18 protein-coding genes are annotated in these 16,131 nt (G+C 61.6%); 14 read left to right on the top strand and 4 right to left on the bottom strand.

The genetic code is table 11. The features are described from left to right. The first annotated feature begins 50 nt into the window (after positions 1-50). The 6 genes from ACA065_RS17580 (at position 51) to ACA065_RS17555 (ending at position 5,712) form a co-directional block, all read left to right on the top strand. Positions 51-2,543, top strand: coding sequence for a TonB-dependent siderophore receptor (locus tag ACA065_RS17580; protein WP_497690788.1), 2,493 nt, complete (start codon positions 51-53; stop codon positions 2,541-2,543). A 250-nt stretch (positions 2,544-2,793) separates the two neighbouring features. Continuing rightward, positions 2,794-3,123 carry a hypothetical protein gene (locus ACA065_RS17575; protein WP_145164581.1) on the top strand — a complete coding sequence of 110 codons (330 nt, stop codon included), beginning with the start codon at positions 2,794-2,796 and terminating at the stop codon, positions 3,121-3,123. A 131-nt stretch (positions 3,124-3,254) separates the two neighbouring features. Further along, positions 3,255-3,950 carry a fumarylacetoacetate hydrolase family protein gene (locus tag ACA065_RS17570; RefSeq protein WP_497690787.1) on the top strand — a complete coding sequence of 232 codons (696 nt, stop codon included), beginning with the start codon at positions 3,255-3,257 and terminating at the stop codon, positions 3,948-3,950. A 36-nt stretch (positions 3,951-3,986) separates the two neighbouring features. Then, positions 3,987-4,895 carry a helix-turn-helix transcriptional regulator gene (locus ACA065_RS17565; RefSeq protein ID WP_497690786.1) on the top strand — a complete coding sequence of 303 codons (909 nt, stop codon included), beginning with the start codon at positions 3,987-3,989 and terminating at the stop codon, positions 4,893-4,895. 105 nt (positions 4,896-5,000) lie between these two features. Then, positions 5,001-5,447, top strand: a complete 447-nt coding sequence (locus ACA065_RS17560; RefSeq protein ID WP_497690785.1) for a GNAT family N-acetyltransferase — start codon at positions 5,001-5,003, stop codon at positions 5,445-5,447. Positions 5,448-5,451: 4 nt separating this feature from the next. Then, positions 5,452-5,712: a hypothetical protein gene (locus ACA065_RS17555; RefSeq protein WP_497690784.1), complete on the top strand. Its 261-nt coding sequence runs from the start codon at positions 5,452-5,454 to the stop codon at positions 5,710-5,712. Positions 5,713-5,977: 265 nt separating this feature from the next. Here ACA065_RS17555 and ACA065_RS17550 read toward each other — a convergent pair whose 3' ends face one another. Further along, a complete protein-coding gene (locus ACA065_RS17550; RefSeq protein ID WP_497690783.1) occupies positions 5,978-6,922 on the bottom strand; it encodes a sensor domain-containing diguanylate cyclase in 945 nt (314 codons plus the stop codon). Between the two features lie 246 nt (positions 6,923-7,168). Between ACA065_RS17550 and ACA065_RS17545 the strand changes: the two genes are divergently transcribed. Then, entirely contained in the window at positions 7,169-7,417 is a 249-nt protein-coding gene (locus tag ACA065_RS17545; RefSeq protein WP_497690782.1) for a DUF1652 domain-containing protein, read from the top strand. Here ACA065_RS17545 and ACA065_RS17540 read toward each other — a convergent pair. Continuing rightward, positions 7,414-7,554, bottom strand: coding sequence for a hypothetical protein (locus tag ACA065_RS17540; protein ID WP_178119734.1), 141 nt, complete (start codon positions 7,552-7,554; stop codon positions 7,414-7,416). The two genes, ACA065_RS17545 and ACA065_RS17540, sit on opposite strands and share 4 nt — an antisense overlap. Positions 7,555-7,777: 223 nt before the next feature. Between ACA065_RS17540 and ACA065_RS17535 the strand changes: the two genes are divergently transcribed. From ACA065_RS17535 to ACA065_RS17520, 4 genes are read left to right on the top strand one after another with little or no spacing between them, the layout of a single operon-like run. Beyond that, on the top strand, positions 7,778-8,089 hold the full coding sequence (locus ACA065_RS17535; RefSeq protein ID WP_497690781.1) for a YXWGXW repeat-containing protein: 312 nt from the start codon (positions 7,778-7,780) through the stop codon (positions 8,087-8,089). Between the two features lie 36 nt (positions 8,090-8,125). Next, positions 8,126-8,704 (top strand): RNA polymerase sigma factor, encoded by a 579-nt coding sequence (locus ACA065_RS17530; protein ID WP_497690780.1) that lies wholly within the window; start codon positions 8,126-8,128, stop codon positions 8,702-8,704. Then, positions 8,701-9,132 (top strand): hypothetical protein, encoded by a 432-nt coding sequence (locus ACA065_RS17525; protein ID WP_497690779.1) that lies wholly within the window; start codon positions 8,701-8,703, stop codon positions 9,130-9,132. Before ACA065_RS17530 ends, ACA065_RS17525 begins: the two co-directional genes overlap by 4 nt. After that, positions 9,129-9,623, top strand: a complete 495-nt coding sequence (locus ACA065_RS17520; protein WP_497690778.1) for a periplasmic heavy metal sensor — start codon at positions 9,129-9,131, stop codon at positions 9,621-9,623. Before ACA065_RS17525 ends, ACA065_RS17520 begins: the two co-directional genes overlap by 4 nt. 374 nt (positions 9,624-9,997) lie before the next feature. Here the strand turns inward: ACA065_RS17520 and ACA065_RS17515 are convergent, their stop codons facing one another. Together ACA065_RS17515 and ACA065_RS17510 are read right to left on the bottom strand one after the other, a co-directional pair. Beyond that, positions 9,998-11,428, bottom strand: coding sequence for a serine hydrolase domain-containing protein (locus tag ACA065_RS17515; RefSeq protein ID WP_497690777.1), 1,431 nt, complete (start codon positions 11,426-11,428; stop codon positions 9,998-10,000). A 24-nt stretch (positions 11,429-11,452) separates the two neighbouring features. Further along, a complete protein-coding gene (locus ACA065_RS17510; RefSeq protein WP_197627821.1) occupies positions 11,453-12,367 on the bottom strand; it encodes a LysR substrate-binding domain-containing protein in 915 nt (304 codons plus the stop codon). 380 nt (positions 12,368-12,747) lie between these two features. Here ACA065_RS17510 and ACA065_RS17505 point away from each other — a divergent pair, with 380 nt between their 5' ends. Genes ACA065_RS17505 through ACA065_RS17495 form a run of 3 tightly spaced genes read left to right on the top strand, consistent with a single transcriptional unit; the run spans position 12,748 to position 16,129 of the window. After that, positions 12,748-14,310 (top strand): ABC transporter substrate-binding protein, encoded by a 1,563-nt coding sequence (locus ACA065_RS17505; protein ID WP_497690776.1) that lies wholly within the window; start codon positions 12,748-12,750, stop codon positions 14,308-14,310. Between the two features lie 2 nt (positions 14,311-14,312). Continuing rightward, the gene (locus ACA065_RS17500) at positions 14,313-15,254 is read left to right on the top strand and encodes an ABC transporter permease (RefSeq protein WP_197627823.1); all 942 of its coding nucleotides are present in this window, start codon (positions 14,313-14,315) and stop codon (positions 15,252-15,254) included. Next, positions 15,251-16,129: an ABC transporter permease gene (locus tag ACA065_RS17495; protein WP_497690775.1), complete on the top strand. Its 879-nt coding sequence runs from the start codon at positions 15,251-15,253 to the stop codon at positions 16,127-16,129. The genes ACA065_RS17500 and ACA065_RS17495 overlap by 4 nt, the downstream gene beginning before the upstream one ends. Positions 16,130-16,131 lie beyond the last annotated feature (2 nt).

Here is a 16,131-nt window from a genome sequence, read left to right as displayed (position 1 = left end):
TTCGACATGGCCGTCATGGTTAATAGAACCTCTATTACGCAGGATTTCCCATGTCGCGCCTTGCTCGTCCCTTGCACCCACTGGCCCTGTCAGTGGCGTTTGCCTTTGCCGCCGTGCCATTGCTGACGGTCCAGTCTTCCTTCGCTGAAGACAGCAGCAGCGCGTTGCGCCGTTTCTCGATTGCCGCCGGCGACCTCAGCCAGGCCCTCAATAGCCTGGCCGAGCAAGCCGGCCTGGTACTGGCGTTTGATGCAAGCTTGACCCGTGGCAAGCGCAGCAATGGCCTGAGCGGGCAATACGACACCGACGTGGCGCTCACCCAATTGCTTGCCGGCAGCGGCTTGCAGGCGTTGAAGATCTCTGCCGACCGCTACCGCGTGGAGGCTATCCCGGAGAGCGGCGGCGCCATGGAGTTGCAGGCCACCACCATCAGCGGCGCCTACCACAGCGAAAGCCCCACCGGGCCAGTGGTTGGTTATGTGGCCACTCGCAGCCTGTCGGGCACCAAGACCGACACCGCGCTGATCGAAACCCCGCAGTCGATTTCCGTGGTCACCAAGGACCAGATGCGCGCGCAAAACGCCGAAAGCCTCAACCAGATCCTGCGCTACAGCGCCGCCGTAGTCCCGGAAACCCGTGGCGCCACGGCCTCGCGTCTCGACCAGTTGACCATCCGCGGTTTCGCCCCGGCCACTTACCTCGATGGCCTGCGCATGCCGTCGAGCCGGGATGCCTTGCCGCAAAAAGACGCCTTTGACCTGGAACGCGTTGAAGTGCTGCGCGGCCCGGCCTCGGTGCTGTACGGGCAGGGCACGCCGAGCGGGGTGATCAACATGGTGACCAAGCGCCCATTGGACACGCCGTTTCATGAAGTCGGCGTCGAGTACGGTACCTTCAACAAGAAGCGCACCACCTTCGACCTCAGCGGCCCGCTGGATGATCAGGGCGTGTATTCCTACCGGGTAGCGGGGTTGTTCGATGACGCCGATGGCCAGGTCGAACACACCGAGACCCGCCGCCAGTCGCTGTCCAGCGCCTTCACTTGGCGCCCGGACGATGCCACTTCGCTGACCTTGCTCGGGCATTTTCAGAAGGACCCCAAAGGCGCGTCCTACGGTTCCGTGCCCGCCTGGGGTTCGGTATTGCGCAGCCCCACCGGGCGTAAGATCGACGTGGACTTTTACGACGGCGAAAAGAGCTTCGAGAAGAGCGACCGCGAGTACTACTCCATCGGCTACGCCTTCGAGCATCACTTCAACGATGTCTGGACCGTGCGCCAGAATGCGCGTTACCTGCGCGCCGAGGGCATCTACCGCAGCATTTACAACAGCAACCTGCAGGCCGATTACCGCACCTCCACGCGGTCGACCATCGCCACCGATGTCGACATGGACGCCTACACCCTCGACAACCAAGTGCAAGCCAAATTCGACACCGGGCCCTTGCAGCACACGCTCTTGATGGGCCTCGACTACCAGAACACCCGCACCGACACCAAGGCCGGTTACGGCAAGGGCCCGAACCTGGACATCTTCGACCCGGTGTACGGCGCGCCTGTGGTTACGCCGGCATTCGCCACCGACGCCACCTCCCGCAGCGAGCAGACCGGGGCGTACCTGCAAGAGCAAATGAAGTGGGACAAATGGGTGCTGTTGCTCGGTGGTCGTTATGACTGGGCCAGCACCGACAGCACCACCAAAACCATCAGCTCCGGCGCCAAGAGCAAGTCGTCCCTGGACAGCAAGGCGTTTACCGGCCGTGTCGGCCTGGTCTACCTGTTCGACAACGGCCTGGCGCCGTATGCCAGCTATGCGGAGTCGTTCAACCCGCAATCGGGCACCGGTTACGGCGGTTCGGTATTCAAGCCGACCGAAGGCAAGCAGTATGAAATCGGCATCAAGTACCAGCCACCGGGCAGCAACAGCTTTATCACCGCGGCGATTTTCGACCTGCGCCAGAGCAACGTGCCGACCCTGGACCCGGACCCAAGCCACCTGTGTGGCAATGGCCGCTGCAGCGTCCAGGACGGCGAACAACAATCGCGTGGCTTTGAACTGGAAGGCAAGGCCAGCCTCAACGATAACCTGGACATCACCGCGGCCTACGCCTACCTGGACAACCGCGCGAGCAAGTCCAACAGCACCGTGCAGTACGCGCCGCTCACCGATAAAGGCATCGGCCCGGCGATCCCGGTTGAAGGCACCACCACCTACGGCGTGCCGCGCCACACCGCCTCGGCGTGGGCCGACTACACCTTCCATGACGGCCAGCTCAAGGGCTTCGGCGTCGGCGCGGGCGCGCGTTATGTGGGTTCGTCGTGGGGCGATACCGCCAACACGCTGAAAGTGCCGGGTTACACCTTGATGGATGCGGCGGTGCACTACGACATCGCGAATATCGCCAACCCCAAGGACAATCTGCGCCTGGCGTTGAATGCGACGAACCTGGCGAACAAGGAATACGTGGCGTCTTGTTATTCCTATTCATGGTGCTGGTATGGCTCGCAGCGCACCGTGCAGGCGAGCGCAACGTACCAATGGTAACTGGGTAAGTGCGCTTTCTGTGGCGAGCGCGCTTGCTCGCGCTGGGGCGCGCAGCGGCCCCTCATCAGCACACCCGTGTACGTCAGGCAGAATGTGGTGTCGGTGGTGGGGCCACTTCGCAGCCCAGCGCGAACAAGCTCGCTCGCCACAGGTGTGTTTGCTTAAGCAGATAAGGCAATTTAATGGCCCCTTTGTAACAAAATTCTCGCCAGAATCACTTTTATTTTCAGGTGGTTAGGTGAGGAAGCAAATGCGCACTGTTGGAATCATGCTGATCGCTTGCTCATTGGCAGGCGGCGCAGCTGCCGTGCAGGCACGGGAGCTGCGCGAGGGTGACAAGTACATGTGCAGTTGGGGCGCCGGCACCGCCGCCAGGGCCCAGGAACTCAAGCTGTCGGGCGTGTCGCTGTATGCCGCGCGGCAAAAGATCCAGACCATCAAGTTCAACAAGTCGTGGATGCGCATGATGGCCATGGGCATCACCGAACAGACTTACGACAGTCGCTCACGGCTCAAGCCCGAGGCGATTCGCCAGAGCTTTTACCAGGATTGCCTGCGCTACAAAGTGGCACGTAAGTAAATGCGGGCACTGCTCGGTGTGAGCGCGCGCCCACGCAAGCACCGGCCAGTGCAAAATCTGCGTAAGCCTGTCCAACTTTGCCGTGGCGCCGCTGGCCATACTGGCGCCAGGCATACCAAGAGGCGCAGGCCATGACTGATTATGTATTCACCCCCGAACACACCCCGTCGCTGGCCATCCAGGGCAGCACGGCGCGTTTCCCGTTGCGCCGCGTATTTTGCGTGGGCCGTAACTACAGTGAACACGCCCGCGAGATGGGGCATGACCCGGATCGCGAGCCGCCGTTCTTCTTCATGAAACCGGCCGATGCGGTGGTGCCGGCGGAGGGTGTGATCGCCTATCCGCCGCTGACCGCCGACCTGCACCATGAAGTGGAGCTGGTGGTGGCCATCGGCAAGGGCGGTGTGGATATCCGTCCTGAAGATGCTTTTTCCCACATCTGGGGTTACGGCGTCGGCATCGACCTGACTCGCCGCGACCTGCAAGCCCAGGCGAAAAAGCTCTCGCGCCCGTGGGAATGGGCCAAGGCCTTTGATGAGTCGGCACCGACCATTGCACTGCAACCCGTCAGCGCAGTAGGGCACCCGGCCACCGGTAAAATCTGGCTGAAGGTCAACGGCGAGCAACGCCAGGTCGGCGATCTGGCCGACCAGATCTGGTCCGTCGCCGAAGTCATCAGCCATGCCTCTCAATCCGTAGCGCTCAAGGCCGGCGACCTGATCTTTACCGGTACACCCGCTGGCGTTGGCGCGTTGCAGCGCGGCGATGTGCTCACCGCCGGTATCGACGGCATTGGCGAGCTGAGCTTCACGCTTGGCCAAGGTTGAGGCTAAAGTGGTGCCCAGGCCAATCGAGAGACCGTTATGCCAGGCACCCGCGTCACCACCTATGGCATGGAACAACGCAGCGACCGCCCCGATTTCTATATCCGCGACAAACGCGGGCGGGCGGCGCTGACCAACCCACATCGGCATGAATACTTTCAGATCCAGATCAACCTGGGCGGCGACACCGTGCAGCATATCGGCGGCGCGGTGCGGCCGTTTCCGCACAAGGCCCTGGCGTTTATCCTGCCTCACCGCCTGCACGTGATTCCCCATCCTGAAGACGGCGAATTCATGCTGATCAACTTCAGCCAGGCGTTTTTCCTGCCGCAGCTGACCTGCGACCCGCTGGACCTGGAAGACATTCCCATCAGCCAGGCGCCGGAACTGTCGCCGTTCCGCTTTCAGGAGCAACTGGATTTCATCCTCGAGGATGCGGCCTTTGACGAAGTGAAAACCTGGCTCGCGCACATGCGTGTCCTGGACGCCCATCGCACCTTCGGCGCCCGTGAGCGACTCAAAGGTTATCTATTCCAACTGATCGGCCTGGTGTGCGAGCTGTACGCCGAACCCTTGCAGGCGTTTGCCGCCAACAACGCCACCCGGCGCGGGCGTAAAGACGCCTTGGCGCGGGTGCAGGGCTACATTCGCGAGCATGTGCACGAGCCGACCCTGAACCTTACGGACGCCGCTGCAGCCGCCTTTCTGTCGCCCAACTACCTCACCCATCTGTTGCGCAAGGAAACCGGCAAACCCTTCTCGCAGTTGGTACTGGATCGCCGCATGCAATTGGCGCGCACCTTGTTGCTCAACAGCGCGCAGATGATCGGGGTGATCGCTTTGCGCTGCGGGTTTACCGATGAGGCCTACTTTTCTCGTTGTTTCCGCAAGGCCCATGGGCTGGCGCCGGGGCAGTTTCGTCGCCAGCAACAGGCGAATGCGCTGTAGTTGAGGTGGGCGGATTCGGGGGCTGCTGGCCGGGCTTTTTACAAATCCACGACAAACCTTATGTTTCTATTTGCATACAATTGCATCCTTCAACAGGAGGCCCGTATGCAAACGCTTATACGCGTGGCGACGCTGGACGATATCGACACGCTCTTCGCTATCCGCACCTCGGTGGTGCAAAACCATCTGAGCCGCGAACAGATGACCGACCTGGGGATTACCCCGCAGGTGTTGGCGCACAGCATTCGCCAAGCGCCGTGTGTGTGGATCGCCGAGGTGGAGGGCCAGCCTGCGGCCTTCTGCATGGTCGACCTGGCCGCAGGCGAGGTGTTTGCGATGTTCGTGCAGCCTGGCTACGAAGGCCGTGGCTTGGGCCGGCGCTTGATGGCGGTGGCTGAAAAGGCCTTGTTTGAACAGCATGAAACCGTGTTTCTGATCACCGATGGCCGTGACGAAATCCGCGCCAACGGGTTTTACCAGCGGCTGGGCTGGTCGAAGGTTGACCGGGCTGAGGGTGACGACGTTCGTTACGAGAAGAGCAGGGTGCCTTAATGCCATGAACCCACCAGAAGCCCCTTCGTCCTACAGCTTTCGCTACTTCGCGCTCGGGGTTCTGTGCGTCGCGGTATTACTGGGCGGCTATTTCGTACGGCTCAATGCCCAGGTCGATCGGGAGCGGGTCGCGGCGGCCGAGCGTTTGGCGCTTTGCAGGCAAGTGGAGCGCGTGGCCAGTGCGGCGTCGTCAAACAGTCTGGAACTTCGCGATACGTGCCGGCAATTAAACGGGCAGTCGTCTAACAGTGCCGCACCGCTTTAATCAATAACCATTTTTAATATAAGGAAATATAAGCGCTACTTGCACCAAAAAGTGGCACTTGTACGCTCGTCTACCTTAAAAAAGGTGTGGTTATTGAATGACTTACGACGCTTTTAATCCGACGAAAGGATTAAATTAATCTTGTTACAGCTTTTTCCAATCGGTACTATAGCCGGGCGTTCACCTCCCACGGTTTATGCATTTTTAAATCCCAAGTTTCCATCAGCTACTTGGGATTTTTTTTGCCTGGAATTTGACCTCGGCGTCAAACTTCACTATCGGCAAATTCTGCGCGCATTCGGCCATTACGTTTGGCCTGGTACAGCAACTTATCGACCGATTCGATAAACCCCAGCATGTCGCTGTTGGGTGTCACCAGATGCGTACCGACCCCCAGGCTCAGGGTCAGCAGCTTGGAGACCGCTGAAAAGCCATGCTCGATCTGCTGCTGGCAAATCAGGTGCAGGCAACGCCGCGCCACCTGCCGGGCAGACGCCGCGTCGGTTTCCGGCAGCAACCACACAAACTCTTCGCCGCCGATACGCGCGATGAAATCCCGTGGCCGGTTGGCCGCCAGCGACAAGGTGCGGGCCACCTGGCGCAAGGCTTCATCGCCCTTGATATGGCCGTAGTGGTCGTTGTACTGCTTGAAAAAATCGATATCGAGGATGATCAACGACAGCGGCAACTGGCTGCGTTGGGCGCTGGCCCATTCACGCTCCAGCACGGTGTCGAACATGCGGCGGTTGGCAATGCCGGTGAGGCCGTCCTGGAAGGAATATTCCTCCAGTTGTTTCTGCAGGCGGATCAGGTGCTCTTCGTTCTTCTTGCGCTCACTGATATCAAACATGAAGCCGATCAACGCTTCGACCTCGTCGCCTTTGCGCACCACATGCACCACATCGCGGATCCACACATAGTCGCCGTTGGCCGTCAGCGCCCGGTAATCGGCCTCGTGATCCACGCCGGCACGTGATTGCGACACGCAAAAATTCACCACGTATTCGCGGTCGTCCGGGTGCATGCGTTCGACCCAGTCGTCCACGCTCACCCAGCTTTGCGGGGTCCAACCCAACAGCGCTTCGATCTGCGGGCCGATATAGCTGAAGGTCATCGTCTGCCAGTCGATGCGCCAGGGAATGGCCTTGGTCGACTCCAGCAGCGTTTTGTACACGTCACTGTCGGGCTGGCTCGGAGGAATGATGCTCATGGCGGGCGGCTCGCGGTGATGGCAAAGAGCCAAGAGCGTCTTTTGAACCACGCCTTGAGTCAAGCCTTCGCCACAGCAGCAGACGAGAGGTCGCGTGCTGGGTTTCTGGCGTCAGCGCCCCAGCGTTTGCGCGGCAAAATGCGGCACAGGTAGCACTTTTGAATTAATTGTTCAGTGGCCGGCAAAAGCTTATCTACGCTGGATGCATCACACCTACAGGGTAAAACCCAGGGACGGGGGCTTGTCATGATGTCGATCACCGATCTTAACCGCATCATGGCCGTGGGCTTCCTGCCGCTGTCCTGTGATTGCAGCCTCAACAGTGACGGTTCGCTGCGCATCCGCGTGTTTGAACCGGCGTCCGGGCGTGTCGACCTGTTGCTGACCCGGGTGTCGCCCCAAGGCCTGGACAGCGTCCGTTCCATCGCAAACCTTATTGGCGAATTGCGCACCGAGATCAACGCCGGGCGTCGGGGTTTTGCGGCAGTCAGTTAGCTGTTGACGGTGCTGCTGGGCGTGGAGACCGCGCCATAGTAGCGCCAGCAGCAATGCCGGTGTTCCGGCAGGATCACACAGCCGCTGAGGCTGGCAATGAGCAGGGCGGCAACAAGCATAGTCAGGCGACGAGACATGGTATTTCCTCATGGTGTGTGCGGTGTTACGCCTTGAACGCCGCCACCTGCACAAATCCGTCGCACTGCTTTCAAACATTTCATCAAGCGCCGCCATCCCCTGAGTAATACTCGCCTTAACCACCGTCGAAAAAATTTCACATTTCTCGCGACGGATTTTTCCTACCCCACCGTTCAACCCATCAGCAGCGAACACTTTCGTCCGCCGTATGAAGGAGTTGCCATGAACCCACTGGCCAAATTGCGCTACGCCTTGCTGATCCCGCTGGCGTTCGCCGCGCTTGTCAGCACCCCGACCTTTGCCCAGACCGAAGTAATCATCCGCCAGGCGCCACCGGCGCAGCGCGTCGAAATGATCCCCGCTGAACGCCCAGGTTACGCCTGGGACCGTGGCCACTGGCGCTGGGAACGCGGCGCCTATGCCTGGGTGCCGGGCCACTGGCAGCCGGTGCAGCGCAATGCCCGCTGGGAACCTGGGCACTGGGAATCCCGTGGCCCGAACTGGTACTGGCGCGAAGGTCATTGGATCCGCTGAACCTGAACCTTAGCCAGTGCATTGGGAACCACCCGATTGAAAGACACTGATCCGGACGTTGAGCTACTGGCGCGTATCAGCAACAACGAGCCTGCCGCCGTCAACGAAATGGTGACGCGCAAGCTCCCGCGTTTGCTGGCGCTCGCCAGTCGGATCCTCGGGGATGCCGACGAGGCCAAGGACGTGGCCCAGGAAAGTTTCCTGCGCATCTGGCGTCAGGCAGCCAACTGGCGGCCTGGCGAAGCGCGCTTCGACACCTGGCTGCACCGCGTGGCACTCAACCTGTGCCACGACCGGTTGCGTCGGCGCAAGGAACGCCCGTTGAACGAAGACGAGGTTGTCGAGCTGGCGGACAGCGCGCCGCCCCCTGATGAACAGTTGGAAACCGCCGATCGCAGTGCAAGGATGGCCGCCGCGTTGGCAACCTTGCCCGAGCGCCAGCGCGAAGCCATTGTGTTGCAGTACTACCAGGAGCTGTCGAACATCGACGCCGCGGCCCTGATGAACATCAGCGTCGAGGCACTGGAGAGCCTGCTGTCGCGGGCCCGACGCCAGTTGCGCAGCCAACTTGCCGACACACCCGGGCCCGCCCGCCCAGGAAGGGGAACACCATGACACCTGAACGATTTGCGCACCTGGCTGACGCCTACGGCGCCAGCTTGCATCGCTGGCCCATCGCCGAGCAGGCGCCGGCCCAGGCATTGCTCGACAGTGGTAACGCCAGCGCTCACCAGGCGTTGCGCGAGGTCAGTTGGCTCGATGCGCAGCTGGACAGCCATCAGCTGGCATTTGCCGACCCGGCGCTGGCGCGGCAGATTCGCGATTGCGCACCGCGCCGTGCGTCGTTCTGGTCGCGCTATGCCAACTGGCTGTCACCGGCCGGGCTGGTCGGCGCTGGCCTTGCCGGCATCGCCGCCGGGGTGCTGGTGGCGTCGCTGAGCGTGCCGCTGCCGATGCTGTCATCCGACGTGCTGCCCAGCGTCTTCGATCAGGGCGATGCCGACGTCGTCTTTACCGTCAACGCCGAGGAAGCTGAGCAATGACCCCCAAATCCCTTAAACCGTGGTTGCTCGTGTCGGTGTTGCTTAACGTGTTTTTGATCGGCGGCGTGGGCGGCGGCCTCTACCACTGGATGGCCGCTGCCAAGCCAACCGAAGCGGTGGTCAACCAGCACGGCTTGCGCCAGGCGATGATCAAATTGCCGGCGGAGCGCCGCAAGCAATTGCGTCAATTGCTGCGCCAGAACCGTGCCGACAGCCAGCCGTTGATTATGGCTGGCCGCGAGGCGCGCTTGGGCGTGATCAAGCAGCTGGAAGCGCCGAGCCTGGACCGCGAGGTGCTGGTTGCGGAACTGGCCAAGGCCCGTGAGGCCGACGTTGCGCTTAGGGCGTTGGTGGACACGACCCTGGCGCAGTTTGCGAGCAATTTGCCGCAGGATGAGCGGCAGAAACTGGTTGAGGCGTTGTACCAGCGTGGGCAGGCCAAAAGTCGCGAGAAACTTCCCCAGGTAGCGGGGAATAAACCGCGCTCTTGAAGGAAGGGGCGGTCTTCGAGACTGAAGAGATCCAATAATGTGGGAGCCGTCGAGCTTTATCGAGGCCGCTTTTATGAGGGCAGATTGTGGTTTCCCTGATACATGGAGATCTAAATGTGGGAGCGGGCTTGCTCGCGAAAGCGGTGTGCCAGGCACTGAATATATTGGCTGACCCACCGCATTCGCGAGCAAGCCCGCTCCCACATTTTTGACCGAGCAAGGCTCCAACAACTTTACAGCTACGCCTTTCTGTGGGAGCTGGCTTGCCGGCGATGCCCTCTCTGAAACCCACCACATCCCCAGAAGAGTCAACGTGGAGCCATTAAAAAGTTGTGTAGATACCTATGGCCATCGGGGGCAAGCCCCCTCCCACATTAGATGTGTGTGGTGCCTACCAGCACTTCCTGCTCGCGCCCCGCACTGTTGACGTTAACCGTGCGCGCAACGCTCACACCATCCCCTTCAAACACACACACCACCCGATCACGAAACGCCGTTTGCGGGTAGATCCAGGTCATCTCCAAGGTCTTCGCATCCAGCCAGCGGGCGCCGGCGACGATCTGTGCGTCCTTGAATGCATAGCCGTGGTGCAACGCCCGGCCGGGCATGCTGGTACTGCCTGCGCGCCAATGGTCGATGCCTACCGCCAGGCGATGGGTCGTCTCGGCGTCGGTGAGTTCGAAGGTCAGCACGTCGTCTTTAAAGTCAAACGCTAACTCGCGCACACCCAAGCCGTTTTCCGCCACCGCAAACACCCGTTTCGAATCGGCAGGCGCTGCACAGGCCGATACCAGCGGCGGTCGCTCTGCCATGTTTGCCAATCGAGCCTCCAACCGCGTATCCGCCTCAGGCGCTGCACTGCCGTTAAATGCCGCGGGGAAATGCCGCTCGATAAACGGCATGATCTCTGCTGAGTTCTTCATGCCGCCCACCAGCACCAGTGTGGCGCCGTGTTCGCGGTACACGGCGGCCATTTGCACAAACACGCCCAATGCGCTGAAGGCGCCGCTGGGTTTCATCATCCAGTGGTAGCCGTAGCGGCTGTCCGGCCCGCCCTGGGGTTGGGTCGCAGCCTTGACCCAGGCGGCGGGCAAGACTTGCCGGCCGTTCCACATGCCGTCCTGGGCGTGCAACACCGCCAGTTTCAAAACCGCCGACACCGGCGCGCGCAGGCCGTTGCCACCGGGGTTGACGCCATCCGGGCCGATGTCCCAGGCGTGGTTGTGAATCTCCAGCGGCGCAAACAGGCGTGGCGTGAGGTAGTCGTGCAGGGTTTGCCCGGTGACGCGGTTGATCAGCGCCGAGAGCATGTAGCTGGCCGCGCTGGTGTAGACGTATTCGGTGCCGGGCGCGTAGGCCAGGGGGATTTTGAAGAACTCGGCAATCCAGCTGCTGGTGATGCCGCGCCAGACCGAGCCGGAAGTGTTGCTGGCGTGGCCGGTGCGCATGGTCAGCAGGTGCTCGACGGTCATGTCGGCCAGGCGCGGGTCGGCGTCGGCGGGGACTTCGTCGGGGAAGAAGCTGACCAGGCGATCCTCCAGCTTCAGCAGCCCGGCGTCGATGGCCAGGCCAATGGCGCAGCCGGTGAAGCTCTTGGCCATGGAATGCAGCACGCGTGGCTCGTTGGGGTCGACCGGCCAGGTCCAGCCTTCGGCAACCACGTGGCCGTGGCGGTGCAGCATGAAGCCATGCAGGTCGAGGCCGGCAGCCTTGACGGCATCGAGAAACGCGATCACCTGATCGGGGTCAACGCCCATGCTGCTGGCGCGGGTACGGGGTAATCCATCGTAAGAAATTGGCGGCATGAAAAGGCTCTTGAACAGTGAAGATCAACGGCTGCGATGCACCAGCCGGGAATAGGAAATCAGCATGCTGGTGAGTTCCTGGCTGACGCCGGTCAGCGGCGAGGAACGGCGGCTGATCAGGCACACATCGCGGGCCGCCAGCGGTTCTTCGATGGCAATGGTGGTCAGGGCGCTGGAAAACAGCTTCATCCCCGGCAGCATGCGTGGTTCGATGGTCAGGTAGTCGGTTTCGGAGACGATGTGCAGGGTTTCCAGCAGCGAGTCGGTGGTGATCGCAATTTTCGGCGGCGCCAGGCCCTGGGTGCGAAACAACTCCACCAGGCGGTTTTCCGCGCCGCCGACCACGCCGGACGGGCGTACGCTGATCCACTGGCAGTCCACCAGCGCCTGCACGGTTTTGGCCTGGGCCAGCGGATGGCCCTTGCGCGCAATAATGCCGGCGTTGGAGCTGTAGAGGCGGTCGATGGCCAGGTCAATGTCGGTGACATTCGGCGCCAACGGGCACAGCACGAAGTCCAGGCGGCCGTCGCGCACCTTCTCGACCAGGCCTTTGGTGGTGCCGCTGGCCACATGCACCTGGATACGCGGGAAGCGCTGGGTGAAGTTGCTCAACACCGGCAACAGCAATTCGGCCAGCGGTTCGGAAGTCACACCCAGGGCGATATGCCCTTCGGGTTCGCCTTTCCAGGGTTGCAGGTCGAGCAGGGCGCGTTCGCAATCGAGGGTGATGGAGCGCGCGCGCACCAGGAACACCTCGCCGGCGGGCGTCAGGTTGATGCCTTGGTTCGAGCGTTGCAACAGCACCACGCCGAGTTCTTTCTCAAGGGTTTGGATCGATTGGGTCAAGGTGCTTTGCGCCACATCCAACTGGCGCGCGGCAGAGCGGAAACTGCCTTTTTCAACCACGGCACAGAACGCACGAAGATGGGTGAGTGTCATGAAGGCCTGCCTCGAGTGTGGCGCATTTAAACCATTGAATGCCCGCCAGCTTATCTGATGACTATAGGTGCGCCCAGATCGGTTTGAACGATCAGGTTCATTATTTATGATCACCTGAAAACAGCTTCAACCCCCGATTTTTCGGTAGGCTCGGGGCAGGGCGACACAGCCATTGCCGGTGATCGGAAATACCGAGCCTGATCACCTGGAGCGTTCTTCTCAAGTGTGCGGCGTGAAGAATAAGATCGGTCCAGGAACATGCGCCGACCGTGAGCGGCGACTAAAACAACAACAACTATTCAGGTGTTCGGCCGTGCCTCGTTTTGGGTCCTGCCAGCGTCCGAACCCAAGCGTAAGGATCACTTAAGGTGCATTTATTGATGAACAAGACTTTAATCCTGGCAGGCGCCTTGTCTGCGGCGCTGATGGGCACTGCCCACGCTGAAAGTGTCTTGAAGGTGGCGCTTAACGCCGATATTCGCAGCACCGACCCCGGTGTAAACCGCGACACCAACTCTGACGCGGTGATCATGCACATCACCGAAGGGCTTGTAGCGTTTCGCGAAGACGCGACCGTTGGCCCGCTGCTGGCCAAGGACGTGCAGGTGTCCGACGACGGCCTGCGCTACACCTTCCACTTGCGTGACGGGGTGACGTTCCAGAACGGCAAGCCGCTGACCTCCGCCGACGTACTGTGGACCTGGAAGCGTTTTCTCGACCCCAAGACCCAATGGCGCTGCGCACCTGAATTCGACGGGCATGGTGGCGCCAAAATCGTCGACATGAGCGCGCCGGACCCACTGACCGTGGTGTTCACCCTCGACCAGCCCAACGGCCTGTTCCTCACCAGTACCGCGCTGCCGGAGTGCGGTGGCAGCGGCATCCTGTCGCCGGACTCGGTTGCCGCCGATGGCAGCTGGAAGGCGCCGATCGGCACGGGGCCGTTCAAATTGGGCGAGTGGAAACCCGGCCAATACGTCGAACTGCTGCGCAACGCCAACTACAGCGCCCGCGACGAGAAAGAACCTGACGGCTACACCGGCAACAAGACCACCACGCTGGACCGTGTGCGCCTGCTGGTGATCCCCGACCCGGCGGCGGCCAAGGCGGCGTTGCTGTCGAAAAACGTTGACCTGCTGATTGACGTGACGCCAATGGATGCCACCGAACTGGCCGCCAACCCCGGTGTGCGCGTGTCCTCCAGCGGTACGATGTCGGTCAATGCCTTGCTGTTCCAGACCCGCGACCCATTGCTTAAAGATGTGCGCCTGCGCCAGGCCATTGCCCACGCCCTGGACTCGGCGCAAATCGTCGAAGCCCTCACCGGTGGCCGCTCCAAGGCCAACAATTCGATGGTCGCGCGCGGCAGCCATTACCACACCGCCGTCGAAGACCAGGGCTACACCTTTGACCCGGCCAAAACGGCGCAACTGCTGCGCGAAGCCGGCTACAAGGGTGAGCCGATCAAGTTGATCGTCAACAAACGCTACGCGGCGATCTTCGACATGGGCGTGTTCGTGCAGGCCATGGCCAAGGCCAGCGGCATCAACCTGGAGCTGGAAACCCTGGAGTGGGGCACGCAATTGGAGCGCTACCAGAGCGGCAACTATCAAATGATGGCGTTCCCGTATTCCGAGCGCCTCGACCCGGCCCTGAGTTTTGACTCGATGACCGGCGACAAAGACAAGGAAGCGCGCAAGGTCTGGGACAACCCCGAGGCGCGGCACTGGCTGCGTGAAGCCCAGCGCGAAGGCGACATCAGCAAACGCCAGGCGCTGTTCGACCAATTGCACCAGCAAATGCTCAAGGACGTGCCGCTGATCCCGATGTACAACGGCAATGCGATTGCCGCCAGCCGTGACTACGTCAAGGGCCTGCGCACCTGGCCGGTGTCCAAGCCGCGTCTGTGGACCGTCAGCGTGCCAGCGTTGGGGAGCAACTGAGGATGTTTCGTTTTATCTCTCAACGCCTGGCGATGTCGATTCCGACCTTGCTGCTGATCTCGCTGATGGTGTTCGCGATCATCCGACTGGTGCCGGGTGACCCTGCGTTGCTGATGCTCGGCGATATGGCCGATGCGCATAGCCTGGAAGTTGCACGCGCATCTTTAGGCTTGGACCAGCCGTTGCCGGTGCAGTTTGTGATCTGGCTCAAGGCGGTGCTCAGCGGCGATCTCGGGCATTCGATCACCACCAACGAGGCGGTGCTGCCGCTGATTCTGGACCGCTTTCAGGTGAGTGCCGGGATTGTGCTGGTCTCGGTGCTGCTCGCGGCCTTGATCGCGGTGCCGGCGGGCTTGCTGGCGGCGTGGAAGCAGGACAGCGCGCTGGATTTTGGCGTGGTCTCTACCGCAACCCTGTTGCTGTCGATCCCCAGTTTCTGGCTTGGCCTGCTGTTGCTCTACGCCTTCGGCATCAAGCTCGGCTGGTTGCCGGTGGTGGGTTACGTGTCGTTCGGCCAATCGCCGTGGCAGGCCTTGAGTTTTATCGTGCTGCCGATTGTCACCTTGACCCTGGTGGAACTGGGCGCAATCACCCGGATGGCGCGTGCCAGTGCGATTGAAGTGCTGCGCCTGGAATACATCACCCATGCGCGGGCCAAAGGTTTGTCGGAGCGTGCGGTGCTGTGGCGGCATGCCTTGCGCAACTCGTTTGCGCCGACACTGACCTTGATCGGCCTGATCCTCGGCAACCTGCTCAGCGGCATCGCGGTGCTGGAAACCGTGTTCACCCTGCCGGGCATTGGCCGGCTGATGGTCGACGCCATCTACGCCCGGGACTACCCGGTGCTGCAAGGCTGCCTGCTGCTGGTGACCTTTGTTTATGTGCTGGTCAACCTGTTGGTGGACCTGCTGTACCCGCTCTTCGACCCCAGGGTTAAGTTATGAATAAGCCACTTCCTGTTGCTCCCGAGGTGCTGCTGGCCGCACCTGCGCGTGCCCCCAGGGCCTGGCGTGTGCCGCCGTTGAACGCGCTGATCGGCGTGAGTTTGCTGGCCTTGCTGTTGATCATGGCCGTGCTGGGCCTGGTGTGGACGCCCCATGACCCGTTGGCGCTGAACCTGCTGGCGCGTTTGCAGGCGCCCACCGCCGCGCACTGGCTGGGCACTGATGAATACGGCCGCGATGTCATGAGCCGCTTGATGATCGGCGCGCACACCAGCCTGTGGGTGAGTGTGTTGACGGTGACCATGGCGATTGTCGCCGGCACGTTCCTGGGCTTGCTCGCCGGGTTCCTGCGCGGCTGGGTCGACCGCGGCCTGATGATGATCAACGACGCGCTGCTGGCGTTCCCCGGCATCCTGTTGGCGCTGGGTTTGATGGCGATCATCGGCCCGAGCCTGTATGGCATCGTCTTCGCCCTGAGCCTGGCCTACACGCCGTCGGTGGTGCGCGTGGTGCGCGGCACGGTGTTGTCGCTGCGCGAGAAGGAGTTTGTCGAAGCCTCGCGGGTGATCGGCAACTCCGAGCTGTACACCATGTTGCGCCACATCGCACCGAACTGCGTGGCGCCGGTGTGTGTGCTGGCCACCAGCATGTTCGGCTGGGCGATCCTCGCCGAAAGCGCCTTGAGCTTCCTGGGCCTGGGCGTGCCGCCACCGGCTGCTACGTGGGGCAACATGCTCGCGGCCAGCCGGCCGTATATCGCCACGGCCAGCTGGCTGGGGCTGTTTCCCGGGGTCTGCATCGCCATGGCGTTGCTGGCGTTCAACCTGTGTGGCGACGCGTTGCGTGACCGCCTTGATCCACGGATGAGTAAATAACC

It is taken from the genome of Pseudomonas sp. LBUM1640 (assembly GCF_059716225.1).
This window is presented reverse-complemented; position numbering and strand designations above follow the sequence as displayed.

Bases quoted from the DNA above. Each gene is read 5' to 3' on its own strand.
- ACA065_RS17580 (WP_497690788.1), top strand. From the start codon at position 51: ATGTCGCGCCTTGCTCGTCCCTTGCACCCACTGGCCCTGTCAGTGGCG.
- ACA065_RS17575 (WP_145164581.1), top strand. From the start codon at position 2,794: ATGCGCACTGTTGGAATCATGCTGATCGCTTGCTCATTGGCAGGCGGC.
- ACA065_RS17570 (WP_497690787.1), top strand. From the start codon at position 3,255: ATGACTGATTATGTATTCACCCCCGAACACACCCCGTCGCTGGCCATC.
- ACA065_RS17565 (WP_497690786.1), top strand. From the start codon at position 3,987: ATGCCAGGCACCCGCGTCACCACCTATGGCATGGAACAACGCAGCGAC.
- ACA065_RS17560 (WP_497690785.1), top strand. From the start codon at position 5,001: ATGCAAACGCTTATACGCGTGGCGACGCTGGACGATATCGACACGCTC.
- ACA065_RS17555 (WP_497690784.1), top strand. From the start codon at position 5,452: ATGAACCCACCAGAAGCCCCTTCGTCCTACAGCTTTCGCTACTTCGCG.
- ACA065_RS17550 (WP_497690783.1), bottom strand. From the start codon at position 6,922: ATGAGCATCATTCCTCCGAGCCAGCCCGACAGTGACGTGTACAAAACG.
- ACA065_RS17545 (WP_497690782.1), top strand. From the start codon at position 7,169: ATGATGTCGATCACCGATCTTAACCGCATCATGGCCGTGGGCTTCCTG.
- ACA065_RS17540 (WP_178119734.1), bottom strand. From the start codon at position 7,554: ATGTCTCGTCGCCTGACTATGCTTGTTGCCGCCCTGCTCATTGCCAGC.
- ACA065_RS17535 (WP_497690781.1), top strand. From the start codon at position 7,778: ATGAACCCACTGGCCAAATTGCGCTACGCCTTGCTGATCCCGCTGGCG.
- ACA065_RS17525 (WP_497690779.1), top strand. From the start codon at position 8,701: ATGACACCTGAACGATTTGCGCACCTGGCTGACGCCTACGGCGCCAGC.
- ACA065_RS17520 (WP_497690778.1), top strand. From the start codon at position 9,129: ATGACCCCCAAATCCCTTAAACCGTGGTTGCTCGTGTCGGTGTTGCTT.
- ACA065_RS17515 (WP_497690777.1), bottom strand. From the start codon at position 11,428: ATGCCGCCAATTTCTTACGATGGATTACCCCGTACCCGCGCCAGCAGC.
- ACA065_RS17510 (WP_197627821.1), bottom strand. From the start codon at position 12,367: ATGACACTCACCCATCTTCGTGCGTTCTGTGCCGTGGTTGAAAAAGGC.
- ACA065_RS17505 (WP_497690776.1), top strand. From the start codon at position 12,748: ATGAACAAGACTTTAATCCTGGCAGGCGCCTTGTCTGCGGCGCTGATG.
- ACA065_RS17500 (WP_197627823.1), top strand. From the start codon at position 14,313: ATGTTTCGTTTTATCTCTCAACGCCTGGCGATGTCGATTCCGACCTTG.
- ACA065_RS17495 (WP_497690775.1), top strand. From the start codon at position 15,251: ATGAATAAGCCACTTCCTGTTGCTCCCGAGGTGCTGCTGGCCGCACCT.